This window comes from Pseudomonas sp. GW822-FHT07A10, assembly GCF_058798795.1.
This window is the reverse complement of the sequence record NZ_JBXAKV010000001.1, coordinates 470,501-484,963: the sequence shown is the minus strand read 5'-3', so window position 1 is coordinate 484,963 and position 14,463 is coordinate 470,501. Positions and strand designations below refer to the sequence as shown.

Sequence of the window (14,463 nt, the reverse complement as noted above, 5' to 3'; positions counted from 1 at the left end):
GCTTTGAAAAGCCCCCTTTTTCATCCAGAGAGTCAAGCCGCCCCCACCGCCTGTTGCAAATGACTGGAACGAAAATCCTTGGGTGACAACTCGAACTGCTTCTTGAACGAGCGGCTGAAATGCGCCGAGTCGGTGAAGCCCCACTTGTAAGCGATGGAGGTGATCGATTCGCTACGCAAGAACGGATTGGTCAGGTCATCGGCGCTGCGCTTGAGCCGCGCCCGTTGAATGTAGCGACAGACGCTATCGTCCTGCTCTTCAAACAACCGATACAAATGCCGCACTGAAATGTTCAATCGATTGGCCAGCCCGACGGGACTCAAGCCCGGCTGGGTCAGGGACTCGTCGATGACTTTCTGCACATAACTGCGCAGGTTGTTGCCCTGCAACGAAGTAACGTCATCCCCCGACACCTGATCCTGATCGAATGCCGAACCCAGCAACGATACAAAAGCCGATTGCAACGCCTCACCCTCACCGACTGCGCCCTCGCCCACCCACGCGTCCTTGCACAGCTGATCCACCAGCACATGCAGCATCCGCCCACAGGCCTTGCTCGAGGAAATCTTGCCGAACGTCCGGGACTGGCTGCCAAGCTGTTTGCACACTTCGTTGCGGGACAAGGAGACCGAGACATGCTCGATCAGCCCGAATGGGCTTATTTCAATGGAACCTGCCGAGTCCATCAGCAGCAGGTCCCCGGGAGCCAACTGGATGCTCTGTCCGTACTGGGTGATCTGGCAGTAACCGCTGCGCTGGCTGACCAGGAAACAATCCTGTTCGTTGTCGTGATCGGCGTTGGGCTTGTCGCGCTTGATAAGCCCTGCGTTGGTACGCAAGTTCGCCAAGGACAGACCGCCCCGGGAACACTCGGAAACCTCACCAATGAACAGCGAACGGTTGTAGGCCAATTCTGTGTCGAAATGACCACAGGCTGCTCGCAGATCCCGGGTCCAGGTTTCCAACCCGTCTTGCACAGACTGATGGATGCTCATGGGGCTCTCCACAATGGCTTTTTGTTTTTGTTGCGCAATAGTTAACATGTTATCTATATGCGCGCAACAAGTACGTGTCTGCCAAAGTGGGTAGCACTAATGATGCCAAAATCGCGAATCAGAACGTGCGCAACAGGCGCTGCAATCCAGTCAACGTGTCAAGCAGCCAAGTGCGTTGATCACGGCTCAAAGCGATGTAGCGACGAAAGGCCGGCATGCGGTTGACCACCTCGCTGCCACCCATATGCTCCAGCCGTACGCACCACTGATGCCCTTGCAGATCGATGCGCAAGCGTTTGAAGTCCAACGGCATCAAGGCCTGGTGCAGCGCACTGTCCTCCTGCAACCTGGCCTGCAACCTGGCTAATAGCGCGGCGTCTCCAGCACGCTGCCGACAGCGGATCCCGGTCCGTCGAACAGCCCCGCTATGGTGCAGTTCGAAGCTCGCCGTGCCCTCAGTCGAGGCAGGCACCCGGATCACGAACTCGGTCATGACCAGGTGCATCAACAGCTGCGACTCGGTGCGCTCGACGATCTCCAATTGCAGGCTGCCATCGTCCAGCGAAGCCCGGGCCGCTGTCGGCTCTGTCTGCTCGAAACTGGCCAGACCGAGGTTGCGCCGCAGGTGCTCGAGCGTCACCCCAGGTCGATAACCGGCTGGGGCGCGTCTGGCGCTGAACAGCTCAGACAGTTTTTGCAGCATGGTCGATATACCCGTTGTGAGGGTGCCCCGGTTCATTGGAGAACTCCTTGGCCAGCACTTCTTCCACCGAAGCAGGCTTGAATGGATTGACCTTCTGCACGACTAACGTCCAGAACAGCGCGTACACCGCGGTGCCACCAAGCATCACCGCGAACGGGACATAGATATCCGCGGGGTTCATGCCGGGCGGCGTGATAAACCACATGCCCAGCAGGATGCCGACGCTGGAAAGGATCTGTGGCAACGGGAAGAAGGGCGAGCGATAGGCCCGTGGCAGATCGGGACGACGGATGCGCAGCATTACCACCGACAGCGTCACCAGCAGATAGGCAAAACTCCAGGCACAAACGGCGGCCAACACCAGATGCATGATGTTGTCAGTGTTACCGCCCAGATACAGCGCATGCAGGCAAGGAATCAGCATCGCCACCAGAATGCACAGCAGCGGCGTCTTGAAGCGTGGGTGCAAGTAGGTGAAGACCTTGGGCAATGCGCCGTCGACTGCCATGCCGTAAAGAATCCTCGGCACACCCGCCATCAGCGTATTGATGGTCGCCGCCCCGGCAAACAGAAAGCCGATCCCCAGCCACATCGGACCGATATTGCCCATCACCTGCTCGGCGAACTTTGGAATGGCCATCGGTGTATCGAGCAGATGCACGCCACCGGCGGCATCAAGCAACACGTTCTCCACTTGACGCTTCATTGCCGCGCCATAGATGAACATGCACGACGCAACGCTCAACAACCCCAGAATCATCGCCTTGGGCATGACCTTGGCCGATTGGCGCAAGTCCGGCGCCAGAGGGGTGACGAACTCACAACCGACGAACATGAACATGGCCATGCCCACCAGCGACAGGATGGTGATCAGGTCAGTACCCACAAGGGATACACCGAACCAGCCATCCAGTTGCACCGCTGGCGCCGCGATCAACCCCATCACGCCAAACACCATCAACGTGGTCCACATGCCGAAGGTCAGAATGATCTCTGCCCTGCCGAAGGCGCTGACGCCGAAGGCATTGAGAATCCCGAACACCACGACGAACCCAACCCCAAGCAACCAGGAACCACCGGCAGATTCTGCCAAGGTATTGAGGTGCTCGAAGTTCACCAGGGCCATGACCCCGGAAAGAATGGTCTCGGCAGTGCCTGCGAACACATGCACGATCAGGTAGGCCGACAACGTGCCAGTGATAGCAAAGAAGCGGCCCATGCCGCAATTGATGTAGTCGTAGACCGAACCGGTAGTCGGCAGGATCGATGCCGCTTCAGCGAAGGTGGTCGCCTGGGCCAACATCATCACCACGGCAATCAGCATGGCCACCGCGAAGGCGCTGCCGCCGATGCCAAAGCCCATGGTCGCGGTGAGAATCACCGGGCTGGCCATGATCAGACCAATGGTACTGGCGAGCGCAGTGGGAAAACCGACCGTGCCCCGGTTCAAATGCTCGGTGAGTCTGTCATTGATCGACATAGTGCAGATCCTCGAAAGCGGATTTTTATAGTGGATGTATCGAGCCGTTCAAGGAGCTGGCGATAAAGCCCTCCCCAGCCAGTCCCTGAGCGAAACGGCGCCGTGTGCAGAGTGACTGTGCTCCTCTGCCACCCAGATCGTCTTGCCCATGTCTGCCGCCGGTCTTGTTGCTCCCTGCCATGCTTCACCGCGTGGCTGACAGGATCAAATGCCTGGCACGCAGGTGAAAGACTTCCCCCATCTCCAGTCGCCCTAATGCGCACTCGACCTATCGAACTGTCCAACAAAAGCTGGGGAAAACAACAATGGAGCAAACACTGAAAGCACGAGCGCTGCCCAAGGCCGTTGGTTTGGGGATCGCGCTCTTGATCGCCGACTCGTCGGCCCAGGCGTACGAGCTGTATGCCGATAACGACACCAAGGTCACGGGCAACTTCCTCGCGGTCTATGGGATGTTCAACAGTCGCAAGAACTATGACGGCACCACAGGCGGGTCTAGCTGGCGCGAAGGATTTATCAAGTATGGCTTGAGTGTCGAGCAAACGCTCGGCGGCCTGGGCAGCGCCTACGGCACGGCCAATCTGGTCAGTTCCGGCACCTGGGGCGATGGCGATGCCGCGGGCATCACCGACGGTACCGAACGAACCACAAAGTTTGATGAAGCCTTCGCCGGCTGGCGTTCCGGCGACCTGTTCCCGGTACTTGGCAAGGATGGCGTGGATGTGTCGTTTGGGCGCCAGGTCATTACTCTCGGTGACGGTTTCATCATCAACGACGACGGCCTGAACCTGGGTAAAGGTGTGGCGGATGGTGAGTTCAACCGAGGTGGTGCCTATTATCTCGCGGCGCGCCACGCATTCGACGAAACGGCCGTCCTGCGCCTGGGCGGCAAGGAAGGCGTGCACGGCAGCCTGATGTGGATCAAGTCGGACAACCGCGCCCAGGCCAAGACCGAGATGGCCGCCAGCACCCTGGAATACACCGCCGCGCCAGGTACCCTCGGGCTGACGTATATTCACGGCATTGACGTCGATGATCGTTATGCCAGCGACTTCCAGAAGCAACGTGAAGGCATGAACATCTATAGCCTGCGGGGCGCTGGCAATGCCGGAATAGAGAACGCTCACTTTTCCTTCGAATATGCCTGGCAGGACAAGGACGCCGGCCCGGAAAAAGCCTGGTACACCGAAGCCGGCTACACCTTTGCCGACCTGCCATGGTCGCCGGACCTGACGTACCGTTACAGCCGCTATTCCAAAGATTGGGATTCGATGTTCAACGGTGTCAACCGTGGCTACGGCACCTGGTTCCAGGGCGAAGTGGCCGGTAATTATTCGGGCCCGTTCAACAGCAACACCGCGATCCAGCATGTGGCGCTCAAAGTCAAACCACTGGAGCCAGTGACCGTTGGCGTGCTGTTTTTCGACTACAAGACCCTGCACAAGAACAATGCGCTGGACCTCGATGGTCGTGAACTGGACCTGTATGCCGAATGGGCGGTGAACGAGCACCTGATCGTCACCCCGTTGGTGGGCCTGTATAAGCCGGAAAAGGATGAAAGCAACGGCGGTAATCAGGTTGGTGGCAACGGCACTAATGTCTACAGCCAACTGACCGTGGCCGTGCCTTTCTAATCCATGTCAGGAGCTGCCTGGCGCAGCTCCTGACGCGGTTTACTGTTTGTGCTGATGCAACATCGTCTGAATCTGATGAGTCGCCTGGCGGGTATTTTCCGCCAGTTTGCGCACTTCATCGGCCACCACTGAAAACCCGCGCCCGACCTCCCCCGCCCTGGCCGCTTCGATGGCGGCGTTCAAGGCCAGCAAGTTGGTCTGGTCGGCGATGCCTTTAATGACTCCTACCACCGTCGCGATCTGGCCGTAGGTCGCCTGATTCTGCTCGAGCATTCGTTGATGGGTGGCCTCGGCTGAACGCTCATCGCTAATGTCGCGCACCGCGCCGATCACTCGGGTCAAGCGGGCCTGCTCGTCACGGGCTGCGCGACCACGCTCGCGACACCAGATGTAACCTCGGGTCTTGTGGCGCATCCGGTATTCAAAGACGTATTCACCACTGCCGTGGGTTGCGAGGATTTCCCGATCGAAGATCGCCATGATCTTCGGCAGATCGTCAGCATGGGTGATGTTGACTTGAGCATCCCAACCGTCGGGCAGCTCGTGCGGGGCATACCCCATGAGGAGGCGGAACTGACTGGAAAACCGCATGCAACTGGCTGGATCCTGCACATCACCGTTGACCACGGTGATGTCCCAGCAACCCTCGGTCAGCGTCGACTGCAACAGCTCCCAGATCTGCTCCTCCTGCCGGTGCTGGTGGGACAACTGCACGTGCAGGCTTAACTCGGCCTCCAGCGCCTGCTCGCGGAGCCGGGTCTGTTCCAGCTGTTGGCGAAGCGTTTCAAGCGCCTGCTCGCTGCGCTCCAATTGGCAGGCCTGGCCCTTGGACAGCTCCTCGGCGACCCGCAGACGTTGCACGATTTGGTTTTTTTCTTGTGTAAACCGTTCCAGTTGCAAGGCCTCGGTGAGCGCCTGCTGCTGTTTATGTTTCTTGAAGAACATCAGCCTGTCCTTTGTTCATCGAGTCGAGACACTGGATCTGATAGCAAACGGGAGATGATTGCTTGTACGTGGCTGCTGAGGCGTTTGCTCCTGTCTGCCACACACAAAAGGCCTTCCTGTAGCAGCCATCGTGCATCTGTAGGATAGCGATACTCTCTCAACCCGCCGATACTCGTCCTCAGGCCCTGCCCACGTCAAAACGACGTTTCGGTCCTTAATGACTTCGTGACGAAAACAATAAAAATGTCGCACAGAGGTACATACGAATGAGCCGTCATGATCATGGTCACGCCAGCCTCCTAGAGGCGTTCAGTGCAATGACACTGGAGCTTCAGCGCCTGGCACAGGACAAAGACATCGAGCATTTCCACCACGCCGCGCTGGGCTGCATCAACCAGTTGTTACCCTTCGACAGTGCCTGGTGGGGGCGTGCGGCGCTGATTGAAGGGTTGCCTGAAGAACACAACTCCTATCTCTACAAATTGCCCCGCAGCTATCTGTCGGACTGGCAATCGATTCGCCACATCGACGTGACCGTCGGCAGGGTCCACGACATCCCCGGGCAAGCGGTCATCGTCGACATGCGCGACCCTTCCAACGGTTCCGGACTCAACTGGCTCGGCGAATCCTATGGTATTGGCGAATTGCTGTGCATTGTGTACGTCGACCCACAAACCCACCTCAGCGATCACCTCACGGTGTATCGCGCTCCCGAAGCACCGCGCTTTTCCGATCAGGATTGTCGGTTGCTGAACAACCTCATGCTTCATCTGGTTGCTGCGGTATCGGCCAACCAGATCCGCACCCTTGTGGCCATGCGCGAAACCCTCACCCGCCCGCGCAATCTGGCGCTCGCCGTATGCGACCAGCGCGGCACACTGCACTGCGCGGAACGTGGTTTCGTCGACTTGCTGCTGACCGAGTGGACGGACTGGACCGGCCCTTGCCTGCCGGTGGCAATGGACGCTAATGGGTATGAAGGCAAGTATCTGCAGATCGAGGCCTCGACGGTCGGTGATCTGTTCTTGCTGGCAGCCCGCAGCCGCACTGTGCTGATGCAATTGAGTCCACGAGAAAACGATGTGGCTCAAGGCTTCGGCGAAGGCAAGACCTACAAGGAAGTCGCCCGCGATCTGGGCATGTCACCCAATACCGTGCGCCACCACATCCGCGCCATCTACAGCAAACTCGGGGTCAAGGACAAAGCCCGAATTGCCCATCTGCTGCACGCCCCGCCTGACTGATCTACCCCGCTGACTCGCGCTGACTTTTTAGCTGCCTTTTTGACAGCCACGGGACACTTTTGCCCTTTTTTCCCTATGCCACGTAGGGGCGATCCGTTCGCCGCACAACAACTCAAAGAAGAGACGCAATGCCCATGACCAGTACCTTCAACCGCAACACTGCACTGGCTCTTATCAGTGGTCTGTCGAGCCTGCATGCTGGCGCCGCCGACCTCAACGCCCGGGATTTTTTCGGCGCCCCTTCGGGCACCACCCTGGGCGTGCTGTATTTGCCGGCAAGCCGCGCCAATGATTTCCACGGCCCCGCCGACAGCACGGGCAAGGCCGACCTTAAGGTCAACGCCGTGGCTTATCGCCAGGTCTTTTTCACCGACATCTGCGGCACCCTCTGCACCCCACAATTCATCGTGCCCTTCGCCGACATCAGCGCCCACCTGCCAGGTGCCAGTCAGCACACCGGAGAAAGCGGTTTCGGTGACCCTCAGGTCGGCGGCACCCTGTTCTTCATCAACGACCCCACCTCGCGCACCTACAGCGGGTTGCTGACCCTGATTACCCTGCCGGTGGGCGAGTACCACAGCACAAATCCCGATGTGTCACCCGGTGCCAATCGCTGGGGGGCAACCTTCGTTTACAACTACACCCAGGGCATCGGTGAAAAATGGGTGCTGGAAGCCAACCTCGAAGCCCAGCTCTATGGCAAGAACGACGACTACTTCAGCAATGACCTCAAACAGGACCCTCTGTATCGCTTGCAAGCTTTTGCCTCTTATGACTTCACGTCGAGCACCTATGGCGCGTTGCGACTGATCCACGCCGATGGCGGCGAGTTGCGGATCAATGAACAACGCATCGATGACACCCACAAGCGCTACACCCAGGTGGGTTTCGAAGTCGGTCACTGGCTCGATAAACAGAATCAGTTGATGTTCAGCCTCTCGCAGAACGTCGTCACCGACAACGGCTACCACGGTACCGACGCATTGCTGCGTCTGGTCCATGTGTTCTGAATTCATTCATCGGAGCTTGAACATGAACACCCAGACCAAACCGCTGACCAATCACCGCTCGCTCGCATCATCCCAACTGGCATTGCTGGCAGCCATTGTGTTGTTCGCCGCCATCACCCCGACCATCCTCATGACCGCACCGGCTGTGGCGGCGCAACTGGCAACTCAATGGCAGCTGAGCCCGTCACAGATAGGCAATCTGTTCTCCACCGAACTCGGTGCCATGAGCCTGGCCACCCTGCCCGCTCTCTGGTGGCTCAAACGTATCGACTGGCGCCGCGCCGCATTGCTGGCCGGGATACTGTTCATTGCAGCCAACCTGCTCTCGATGCTTGCCCACGATTATTCGCTACTCCTGGCATTGCGCTTTTGCAGCGCCCTGGCCGGCGGTTCACTGATGATCATCTGTCTGTCCAGCGCCGCCTCGACGTCCAACCCCGATCGCGTCTATGGCTTATGGGTGATGGGGCAACTGGTGGTCGGGGCGATTGGCTTGAGCATCCTGCCACGCCTGTTCGAACACTACGGGCTGTCAGCCTGCTACTTGATCCTTGCAGGGCTGATGACGGTCTTTTTGCCAATGGCCCGTTACTTTCCCCAAGGCAGCCCGCCGACTGAGAAAACCGCCGAGCGAGTAGCCCTCGCCTCGAAGTGGAAGGCGGCACTAGGCATTCTTGCCATCCTGAGTTTTTACATCAGCCTGAGCGGCGTCTGGACCTTTATCGGTTCCATCAGCACCCACGCCGGCCTCTCTGTCGAGTCCAGCGGCGAGATTCTTGCCGTTGCTACGGTGACAGGCATTGTCGGTGCGGGTTGTGCCTCGCTGATCGGCAATCGTCTGCCACGCCTGCTGTTGTTGCTGCTGGGTTACGGGCTGATGGCAGGCTCGGTGCTGCTGTTGCTGGGCCAACCTGAAATGCTGCGCTTTGCTTTGGCTGCGCTGCTTTTCAAGTTCACCTGGACCTTCATTCTGCCGTTGATTCTGGCCTGCCTGGCCGACCTCGACCGTTCCGGAAAACTGATGAATGCCTCCAACCTTGTGATCGGTGGTGGCCTCGCCATCGGCCCGACAGTGGCTGGCCGGCTGATCGAAGCCAGCGGCGGTTTCCAATCGCTGCTTATCGGAGGGGCCTGCATCACTTTGCTGTCCCTGGTGTTGATTCTGAGCTGCCGCCCTAGCGCGTGAGTGGTCCTTTTACCCTAAAGAAAATGGAAAGAACGATGAGCCGAAAAAGTGCGTTTTTCTTCGACGAACTCAGCCTCTGGCACAGCGCCGGACTGCACGCCTTGACCTTGCCGGTGGGAGGTTGGGTGCAACCGCCTGCCGCTGCCGGCCACGCAGAATCGCCGGAAACCAAGCGCCGTCTGAAGAGCCTGCTGGACGTTTCCGGCCTGACCCGACACTTACAGGTACGAAGCGCCAATGCGGCAGCAGATGAGGATCTGCTACGGGTTCATACGCCTGACTACCTGCAACGCTTCAAGGCCATGAGTGATGCCGGCGGCGGCGAATTGGGGCCGAACGCTCCCATTGGGCCCGGCAGTTATGAAATAGCCAGGCTGTCCGCCGGACTGGCCATGGCAGCGGTCGATGCCGTACTGTCCGGCGAGGTCGACAATGCCTACTCTCTGTCACGCCCACCGGGTCACCACTGCCTGGCCGACAGCGCCATGGGTTTCTGCTTCCTGGCCAATATCGCCATCGCCATTGAAGCCGCAAAAGCACACCGTGGCCTGGGCAAAGTCGCGGTGATCGACTGGGATGTGCACCACGGCAACGGTACTCAATCAATCTTTGAGGAACGCGGTGATGTGCTGACCATTTCGCTGCATCAAGACAGCTGTTTCCCCGCCGGTTACAGCGGTGAAGCCGATCGCGGCCGCGGCGCGGGATTGGGAGCGAATATCAATATTCCGTTGCCCCCAGGCTGCGGTCATGAGGCTTATCTCTATGCGATGGAGCGTATCGTGATTCCGGCGCTGGAGCGCTTCGAGCCCGAGTTGATCATCGTTGCCTGCGGTTACGACGCCAACGCCGTCGATCCCCTCGCCCGGATGCTGTTACACAGCGACTCGTACCGGCAGATGACTCGCTGCGTGCGCGAAGCCGCCGAACGGTTGTGTCAAGGCCGTCTCGTTCTGGTGCATGAAGGCGGGTACTCCGAAGCGTATGTGCCGTTTTGCGGGTTAGCGACCATTGAGGAATTGGCTGGCATCAGGACTGAAGTCACCGACCCCATGTTGGAGTTTGTGCAGCTGCAGCAACCGAAGGAAGCGTTTGCGGCATTTCAACGGCACTTGATCGATGAGTTGGCCGTAGCACGCTGAGCCTTGGCGCTGACAATGTTGCAGCGCAGTTCAACGGCCCGAGCGTGACGCAAAAAAAAAATCCGATGCCATTACCGGCATCGGATTTTTTTACCCCAAGATCAAACGGTCAGCAGTTGCTGATCAGTCGTTTCAACACGGTTTTGAACGTTTCTATCTGCGTCTCGCTGAATTCGGCAAAGACTTTCTCTTGTTGCGCCTGAGCGATCGCCCAAAGGTCTTCGGTCTGCTCGATACCGGCAGCCGTCAGACGTACACCGTTGTCATCGTCGTTCACCAACCCCTTGCGTTTGAGGTTGGCGACGGCCTCATCGATTTCCCGAACAGGCATCGCCACCTCACGCAATAGATCGTTGGGGTTCAGCCTTGCGTCACTTTCCAGCACCATCAGCATGCGCGCCTCGCTGGTGCGCAGGCCGGTGGACAGTTGCCGTGGCTGGTAGCTGGACTGGTAGGCCCGCACCGCCTGGGTCATCAGGTAATACAGATTATGGCTGAGGCGCCCCTGAAAATGGCTGCTCGGCGGCTGGCTTTCATCGCGTTTAGTCATGCGGGTATGGGGCAAGACCATGGAATAGGCGCCCTGGTGATAGAGCAAGGGCGAGCGACCGAAATCATCGAACGCCACCACCTTGCCGATCATGATCCAGTGATCGCCGCCATCCACCTGCTGGTACTTCTCGCAGTGAAAACGCGCCGAGCAATCGGCGAACACCGGTGCCCCGCCCTCGCCCGGTTCGAACTCGATCTCGGCGAAACGATCTTCCTTGGGCCGGGCGAAATTATTGGAAAGGTCAATCTGGTCCGCCGCCAACACGTTGACCGCGAAATGGCTGGCCTGCTCGAACACCTCGTGGCTGTTGGAACGCTTGTCGATGCTCCACAGCACCAGCGGCGGATCGAGGGATACCGAGTTGAAGCTGTTGGCGGTCACCCCGACTTTGCGCCCGGATGCGCTGGCGGCAGTCACCACCGTCACCCCGGTGGCGAAATTGCCCAGCGCCCGGCGAAAGGCCCGTGGGTCGAAGGTCGTTTCAGTAGCTGCACAAACGCTGTTATCAGACATGCAAGACTCCCGGACTGCTTTCAGGAGCAGTCCTGATTGTTGTTATGGGGACGCGGTGACGATCTGGTTCAGATCATGCTCGGGTCGGGCTCCAGCCCCATCAGCTCGCGGCCGAGGATCTGCGCGCAGACGTCGTAGTCGGTGTAGGCATGGGCCCCGGTCATGTGCGAGTCGCGGAACAGACGTTGCATCTCGTTGTGCTCGAACCAGGCATTGCCGCCGGCGGCCTCGAACAGACGGTCCACTGCCTGGATGCACATCTTGGTGGCGTAAGCCTGGTTGGTGCGCCAGAACGCCAGGGTTTCGCGGCTTGGGTATTCATGTCGTTCGCTGTGCTCGGCATGCTCCTGCCAGGTTTTTTCGAGAAAGGCCCGGGCCGCTGCAACCTGATGGGTCGACTCGGCCAGGCGCATCAATGCCGGGGTCGCGGCACCGACCGCCGCACCGGTGTAGGCACGCACGCGGGTTTTGGTTTTTTCACGGAACACCTCCAGCATGCGCTCGGCGACACCCAGGCTCACCGTGGAGAAACCGCTGGCAAAGTAAGGACGGTATGGCGAGTAGAAGATCTTGCTGTCCGGGTACAGACCGAAACCGGCGGACTTGCCTTCCATCATGTCTTTGGCTTTCTGGATGCGATGTTCCGGTACCAGCACATTGTCGATGATCAAAGTCTTGGTGCCACTGCCTTTCATGCCAGCGGCGAACCAGTCGTCACGGATCTGGTAGTCGCTGCGCGGCAGCACCGCGAAACAGTAATCCTGGGTCCCCTCGGCATTCTTGCGACGGAAACCGACAATCGCCCACTCGGCGTGATCGCAGCCACTGCTCCAGCCCATTTCACCGCTGAACAGCACGCCACCGTCGGTCTCTTCGGTACGGCCGAAAGGCGCGATGCTGCTGCTGGCGGTGGCATCCGGGTCAGTGCCCCAGACTTCCTGCTGCAATTTGGCTGAGAACATGGCCAGTTGATGACTGTGAGTACACAGCAGACTCATGGCCCAAGCCGTGCTGGCACAAGAGCCTGCAAGCAAGGCAATGCAGTCGGCGAATTGCGGTAGCGATATTTCCATGCCGCCGAACTTCTTCGGCTGAAAGGCACGGTGCATGCCGATGCTTTTGAGCAGCGCAATGTTCTCGTCGGGGACCTTGCGGTTCCGCTCGGCCTCAAAGGCATTGGCAGCGATGGTTGGCAGAATGGACTTGAGGTCTTCGAGGAGCGGGTTTGGCTTTTTCATGGACGGCCCTGCTTATTATTGGATGTCCGCCCGGTGCCCCGAATCGAGGCACGGCGCCGGATACAGGGCCAGTATGGAACCCGCCATCGCGGTAGAAAATGCACCTTCCAGAGCCAAGATTGTACTTTTCAAAGGCAACGATCCAATCATTCTGCCCACACTTGAAGCCGTTCTGGCACCCACGGGCATGTAGCACGGCAGGCACAGTCAAGCCACGCATGCCCCCACGGATTAACCTCGGGTTTTTCTCTTGTTCGCGATCAGGAAAACCCCCATGAGCGATATTGCGCTGCTGCCTCAAGTTGAAGCCTTCCTCCGTCGAAGCCATGCATTGTTTATCGACGGCGGCTACGTCCAGAGCCGTTCCAGCCAGACACTGGAAGTGATCAACCCTGCCACTGGCAAGGTCATTGCCCAGGTCGCCAATGCCGATCCAGCCGATATCGACGCGGCGGTGGAATCGGCCAAACGTGGCTTCAAACAATGGTCCCAGGCCACACCGGCGACGCGGGGCAATGTGCTGCTGAAACTGGCGGACTTGCTGGAGCGCAACCGCGAAGAACTGGCACAGATCGAAACCTGCCAATCGGGCAAGATCATCCAGATTTCCAGGGCTTTCGAAGTCGATCAGGCCGCTCACTTTCTGCGTTACTACGCTGGCTGGGCGACCAAGATCAGCGGCCAGACCATCACCCCGTCATTGCCCTCCTTCGCCGGCGAACGCTATACCGCCTACACCTTGCGCCAACCCGTCGGGGTGGTGGTCGGCATCGTGCCGTGGAACTTCTCCACCATGATCGCTATCTGGAAACTCGCCTCGGCGCTGGTGACCGGTTGCAGCATCATCATCAAACCCAGTGAGTTCACCCCGCTGACCATCCTGCGGATCGCCGAACTGGCCATTGAAGCCGGTCTCCCGGCCGGCGCACTGAACGTACTGACAGGGGGCGGGCTGGTTGGCAAAGGGCTGATCGAACACCCGGGCACCGACAAGGTGTCGTTCACCGGCTCGGTGCCGACCGGCATTGCCGTCGGTCAGAGCGCCATGGGTGCCGGCCTGACCCGCGCCACCCTGGAACTGGGCGGTAAAAACTCGGCGGGGTTCCTGCGCGACGTCGATCTGGATAAAGCGGTCAACGGCATCATCGAAGCCGGCTTCCTGCATTCCGGGCAAATCTGCGCCGCTGCCGAACGGTTCTTCGCCCATCGCTCACAGATCGAGCCAATCATGGACAAACTGGCCCAACGTTTGAGCACGCTGAACATCGGCTCGCCCCTGGACGAGCGCACCGAATTCGGCCCGGTGACCAACCGCCAGCATCAACTCAAGCTCGGCGCGTTTTTCGACAAGGCTCGTGCTGAAAACAACACCATCATCTGCGGTGGCAACCTGATCGACCGCCCCGGCTGTTATGTCGAACCGACGGTGATCCTCGCCAACACCGTCAACGACTCCCTGCTCAACGAAGAAACCTTCGGCCCGGTCGCCACCTTCTACCCCTACGACACCGAAGACGAGCTGCTCGAACTGATGAACAACACACCATACGGCCTGAGCGCGAGCCTGTGGACCAACGATTTGTCCAAAGCCATGCGCATGATCCCGAGCATCGAAGCCGGCACCGTCTGGGTGAACATGCACACCCTCCTCGACCCGGCAGTACCGTTCGGCGGCATCAAGTCTTCAGGCATCGGCCGTGAATTCGGCGGCGCGTTTATCGACGACTACACGGAGCTGAAATCCGTGATGATCCGCTATTGATTCGGAGGATTCCAAAGTCACCAGTGGATCCACTAAATCGTTAATAAACAGAATCAGT

The 14,463-nt window shown here is 59.0% G+C and carries 12 protein-coding genes; 6 read left to right on the top strand and 6 right to left on the bottom strand.

The genetic code is table 11. The annotated features are described in order from the left end of the window. Positions 1-32: 32 nt before the first annotated feature. The 3 genes from feaR to AC1RL4_RS02035 form a co-directional block, all read right to left on the bottom strand. Positions 33-995: a transcriptional regulator FeaR gene (feaR, locus tag AC1RL4_RS02045; RefSeq protein WP_018927908.1), complete on the bottom strand. Its 963-nt coding sequence runs from the start codon at positions 993-995 to the stop codon at positions 33-35. A gap of 118 nt (positions 996-1,113) precedes the next feature. After that, the gene (locus tag AC1RL4_RS02040) at positions 1,114-1,698 is read right to left on the bottom strand and encodes a DUF3156 family protein (protein ID WP_096480353.1); all 585 of its coding nucleotides are present in this window, start codon (positions 1,696-1,698) and stop codon (positions 1,114-1,116) included. Beyond that, positions 1,679-3,178 carry an APC family permease gene (locus tag AC1RL4_RS02035; protein ID WP_096480354.1) on the bottom strand — a complete coding sequence of 500 codons (1,500 nt, stop codon included), beginning with the start codon at positions 3,176-3,178 and terminating at the stop codon, positions 1,679-1,681. Before AC1RL4_RS02035 ends, AC1RL4_RS02040 begins: the two co-directional genes overlap by 20 nt. Positions 3,179-3,483: 305 nt before the next feature. Between AC1RL4_RS02035 and AC1RL4_RS02030 the strand changes: the two genes are divergently transcribed. Further along, positions 3,484-4,812 (top strand): alginate export family protein, encoded by a 1,329-nt coding sequence (locus AC1RL4_RS02030; RefSeq protein WP_018927905.1) that lies wholly within the window; start codon positions 3,484-3,486, stop codon positions 4,810-4,812. 39 nt (positions 4,813-4,851) lie between these two features. Here AC1RL4_RS02030 and AC1RL4_RS02025 read toward each other — a convergent pair whose 3' ends face one another. Further along, positions 4,852-5,757 carry a methyl-accepting chemotaxis protein gene (locus AC1RL4_RS02025; protein WP_028940820.1) on the bottom strand — a complete coding sequence of 302 codons (906 nt, stop codon included), beginning with the start codon at positions 5,755-5,757 and terminating at the stop codon, positions 4,852-4,854. Between the two features lie 266 nt (positions 5,758-6,023). Between AC1RL4_RS02025 and AC1RL4_RS02020 the strand changes: the two genes are divergently transcribed. The 4 genes from AC1RL4_RS02020 (at position 6,024) to AC1RL4_RS02005 (ending at position 10,339) form a co-directional block, all read left to right on the top strand. Continuing rightward, positions 6,024-7,001 carry a helix-turn-helix transcriptional regulator gene (locus tag AC1RL4_RS02020; RefSeq protein WP_018927903.1) on the top strand — a complete coding sequence of 326 codons (978 nt, stop codon included), beginning with the start codon at positions 6,024-6,026 and terminating at the stop codon, positions 6,999-7,001. 128 nt (positions 7,002-7,129) lie between these two features. Then, positions 7,130-8,011, top strand: coding sequence for a transporter (locus tag AC1RL4_RS02015; protein WP_178114252.1), 882 nt, complete (start codon positions 7,130-7,132; stop codon positions 8,009-8,011). Between the two features lie 22 nt (positions 8,012-8,033). Beyond that, positions 8,034-9,197 (top strand): MFS transporter, encoded by a 1,164-nt coding sequence (locus tag AC1RL4_RS02010; protein ID WP_230172204.1) that lies wholly within the window; start codon positions 8,034-8,036, stop codon positions 9,195-9,197. A 35-nt stretch (positions 9,198-9,232) separates the two neighbouring features. After that, entirely contained in the window at positions 9,233-10,339 is a 1,107-nt protein-coding gene (locus AC1RL4_RS02005) for a class II histone deacetylase (RefSeq protein WP_018927900.1), read from the top strand. Positions 10,340-10,448: 109 nt separating this feature from the next. Here the strand turns inward: AC1RL4_RS02005 and AC1RL4_RS02000 are convergent, their stop codons facing one another. Beyond that, positions 10,449-11,405, bottom strand: a complete 957-nt coding sequence (locus AC1RL4_RS02000; protein ID WP_018927899.1) for a p-hydroxyphenylacetate 3-hydroxylase reductase component — start codon at positions 11,403-11,405, stop codon at positions 10,449-10,451. A gap of 68 nt (positions 11,406-11,473) precedes the next feature. Beyond that, positions 11,474-12,643: a p-hydroxyphenylacetate 3-hydroxylase oxygenase component gene (locus AC1RL4_RS01995; RefSeq protein ID WP_028940823.1), complete on the bottom strand. Its 1,170-nt coding sequence runs from the start codon at positions 12,641-12,643 to the stop codon at positions 11,474-11,476. Positions 12,644-12,917: 274 nt separating this feature from the next. On the opposite strand from AC1RL4_RS01995, the gene AC1RL4_RS01990 reads away from it, so the two are divergent. After that, entirely contained in the window at positions 12,918-14,405 is a 1,488-nt protein-coding gene (locus AC1RL4_RS01990) for an aldehyde dehydrogenase family protein (RefSeq protein WP_018927897.1), read from the top strand. The last annotated feature ends 58 nt before the right edge of the window (positions 14,406-14,463 follow it).

Bases quoted from the DNA above. Each gene is read 5' to 3' on its own strand.
- feaR (WP_018927908.1), bottom strand. From the start codon at position 995: ATGAGCATCCATCAGTCTGTGCAAGACGGGTTGGAAACCTGGACCCGG.
- AC1RL4_RS02040 (WP_096480353.1), bottom strand. From the start codon at position 1,698: ATGCTGCAAAAACTGTCTGAGCTGTTCAGCGCCAGACGCGCCCCAGCC.
- AC1RL4_RS02035 (WP_096480354.1), bottom strand. From the start codon at position 3,178: ATGTCGATCAATGACAGACTCACCGAGCATTTGAACCGGGGCACGGTC.
- AC1RL4_RS02030 (WP_018927905.1), top strand. From the start codon at position 3,484: ATGGAGCAAACACTGAAAGCACGAGCGCTGCCCAAGGCCGTTGGTTTG.
- AC1RL4_RS02025 (WP_028940820.1), bottom strand. From the start codon at position 5,757: ATGTTCTTCAAGAAACATAAACAGCAGCAGGCGCTCACCGAGGCCTTG.
- AC1RL4_RS02020 (WP_018927903.1), top strand. From the start codon at position 6,024: ATGAGCCGTCATGATCATGGTCACGCCAGCCTCCTAGAGGCGTTCAGT.
- AC1RL4_RS02015 (WP_178114252.1), top strand. From the start codon at position 7,130: ATGCCCATGACCAGTACCTTCAACCGCAACACTGCACTGGCTCTTATC.
- AC1RL4_RS02010 (WP_230172204.1), top strand. From the start codon at position 8,034: ATGAACACCCAGACCAAACCGCTGACCAATCACCGCTCGCTCGCATCA.
- AC1RL4_RS02005 (WP_018927900.1), top strand. From the start codon at position 9,233: ATGAGCCGAAAAAGTGCGTTTTTCTTCGACGAACTCAGCCTCTGGCAC.
- AC1RL4_RS02000 (WP_018927899.1), bottom strand. From the start codon at position 11,405: ATGTCTGATAACAGCGTTTGTGCAGCTACTGAAACGACCTTCGACCCA.
- AC1RL4_RS01995 (WP_028940823.1), bottom strand. From the start codon at position 12,643: ATGAAAAAGCCAAACCCGCTCCTCGAAGACCTCAAGTCCATTCTGCCA.
- AC1RL4_RS01990 (WP_018927897.1), top strand. From the start codon at position 12,918: ATGAGCGATATTGCGCTGCTGCCTCAAGTTGAAGCCTTCCTCCGTCGA.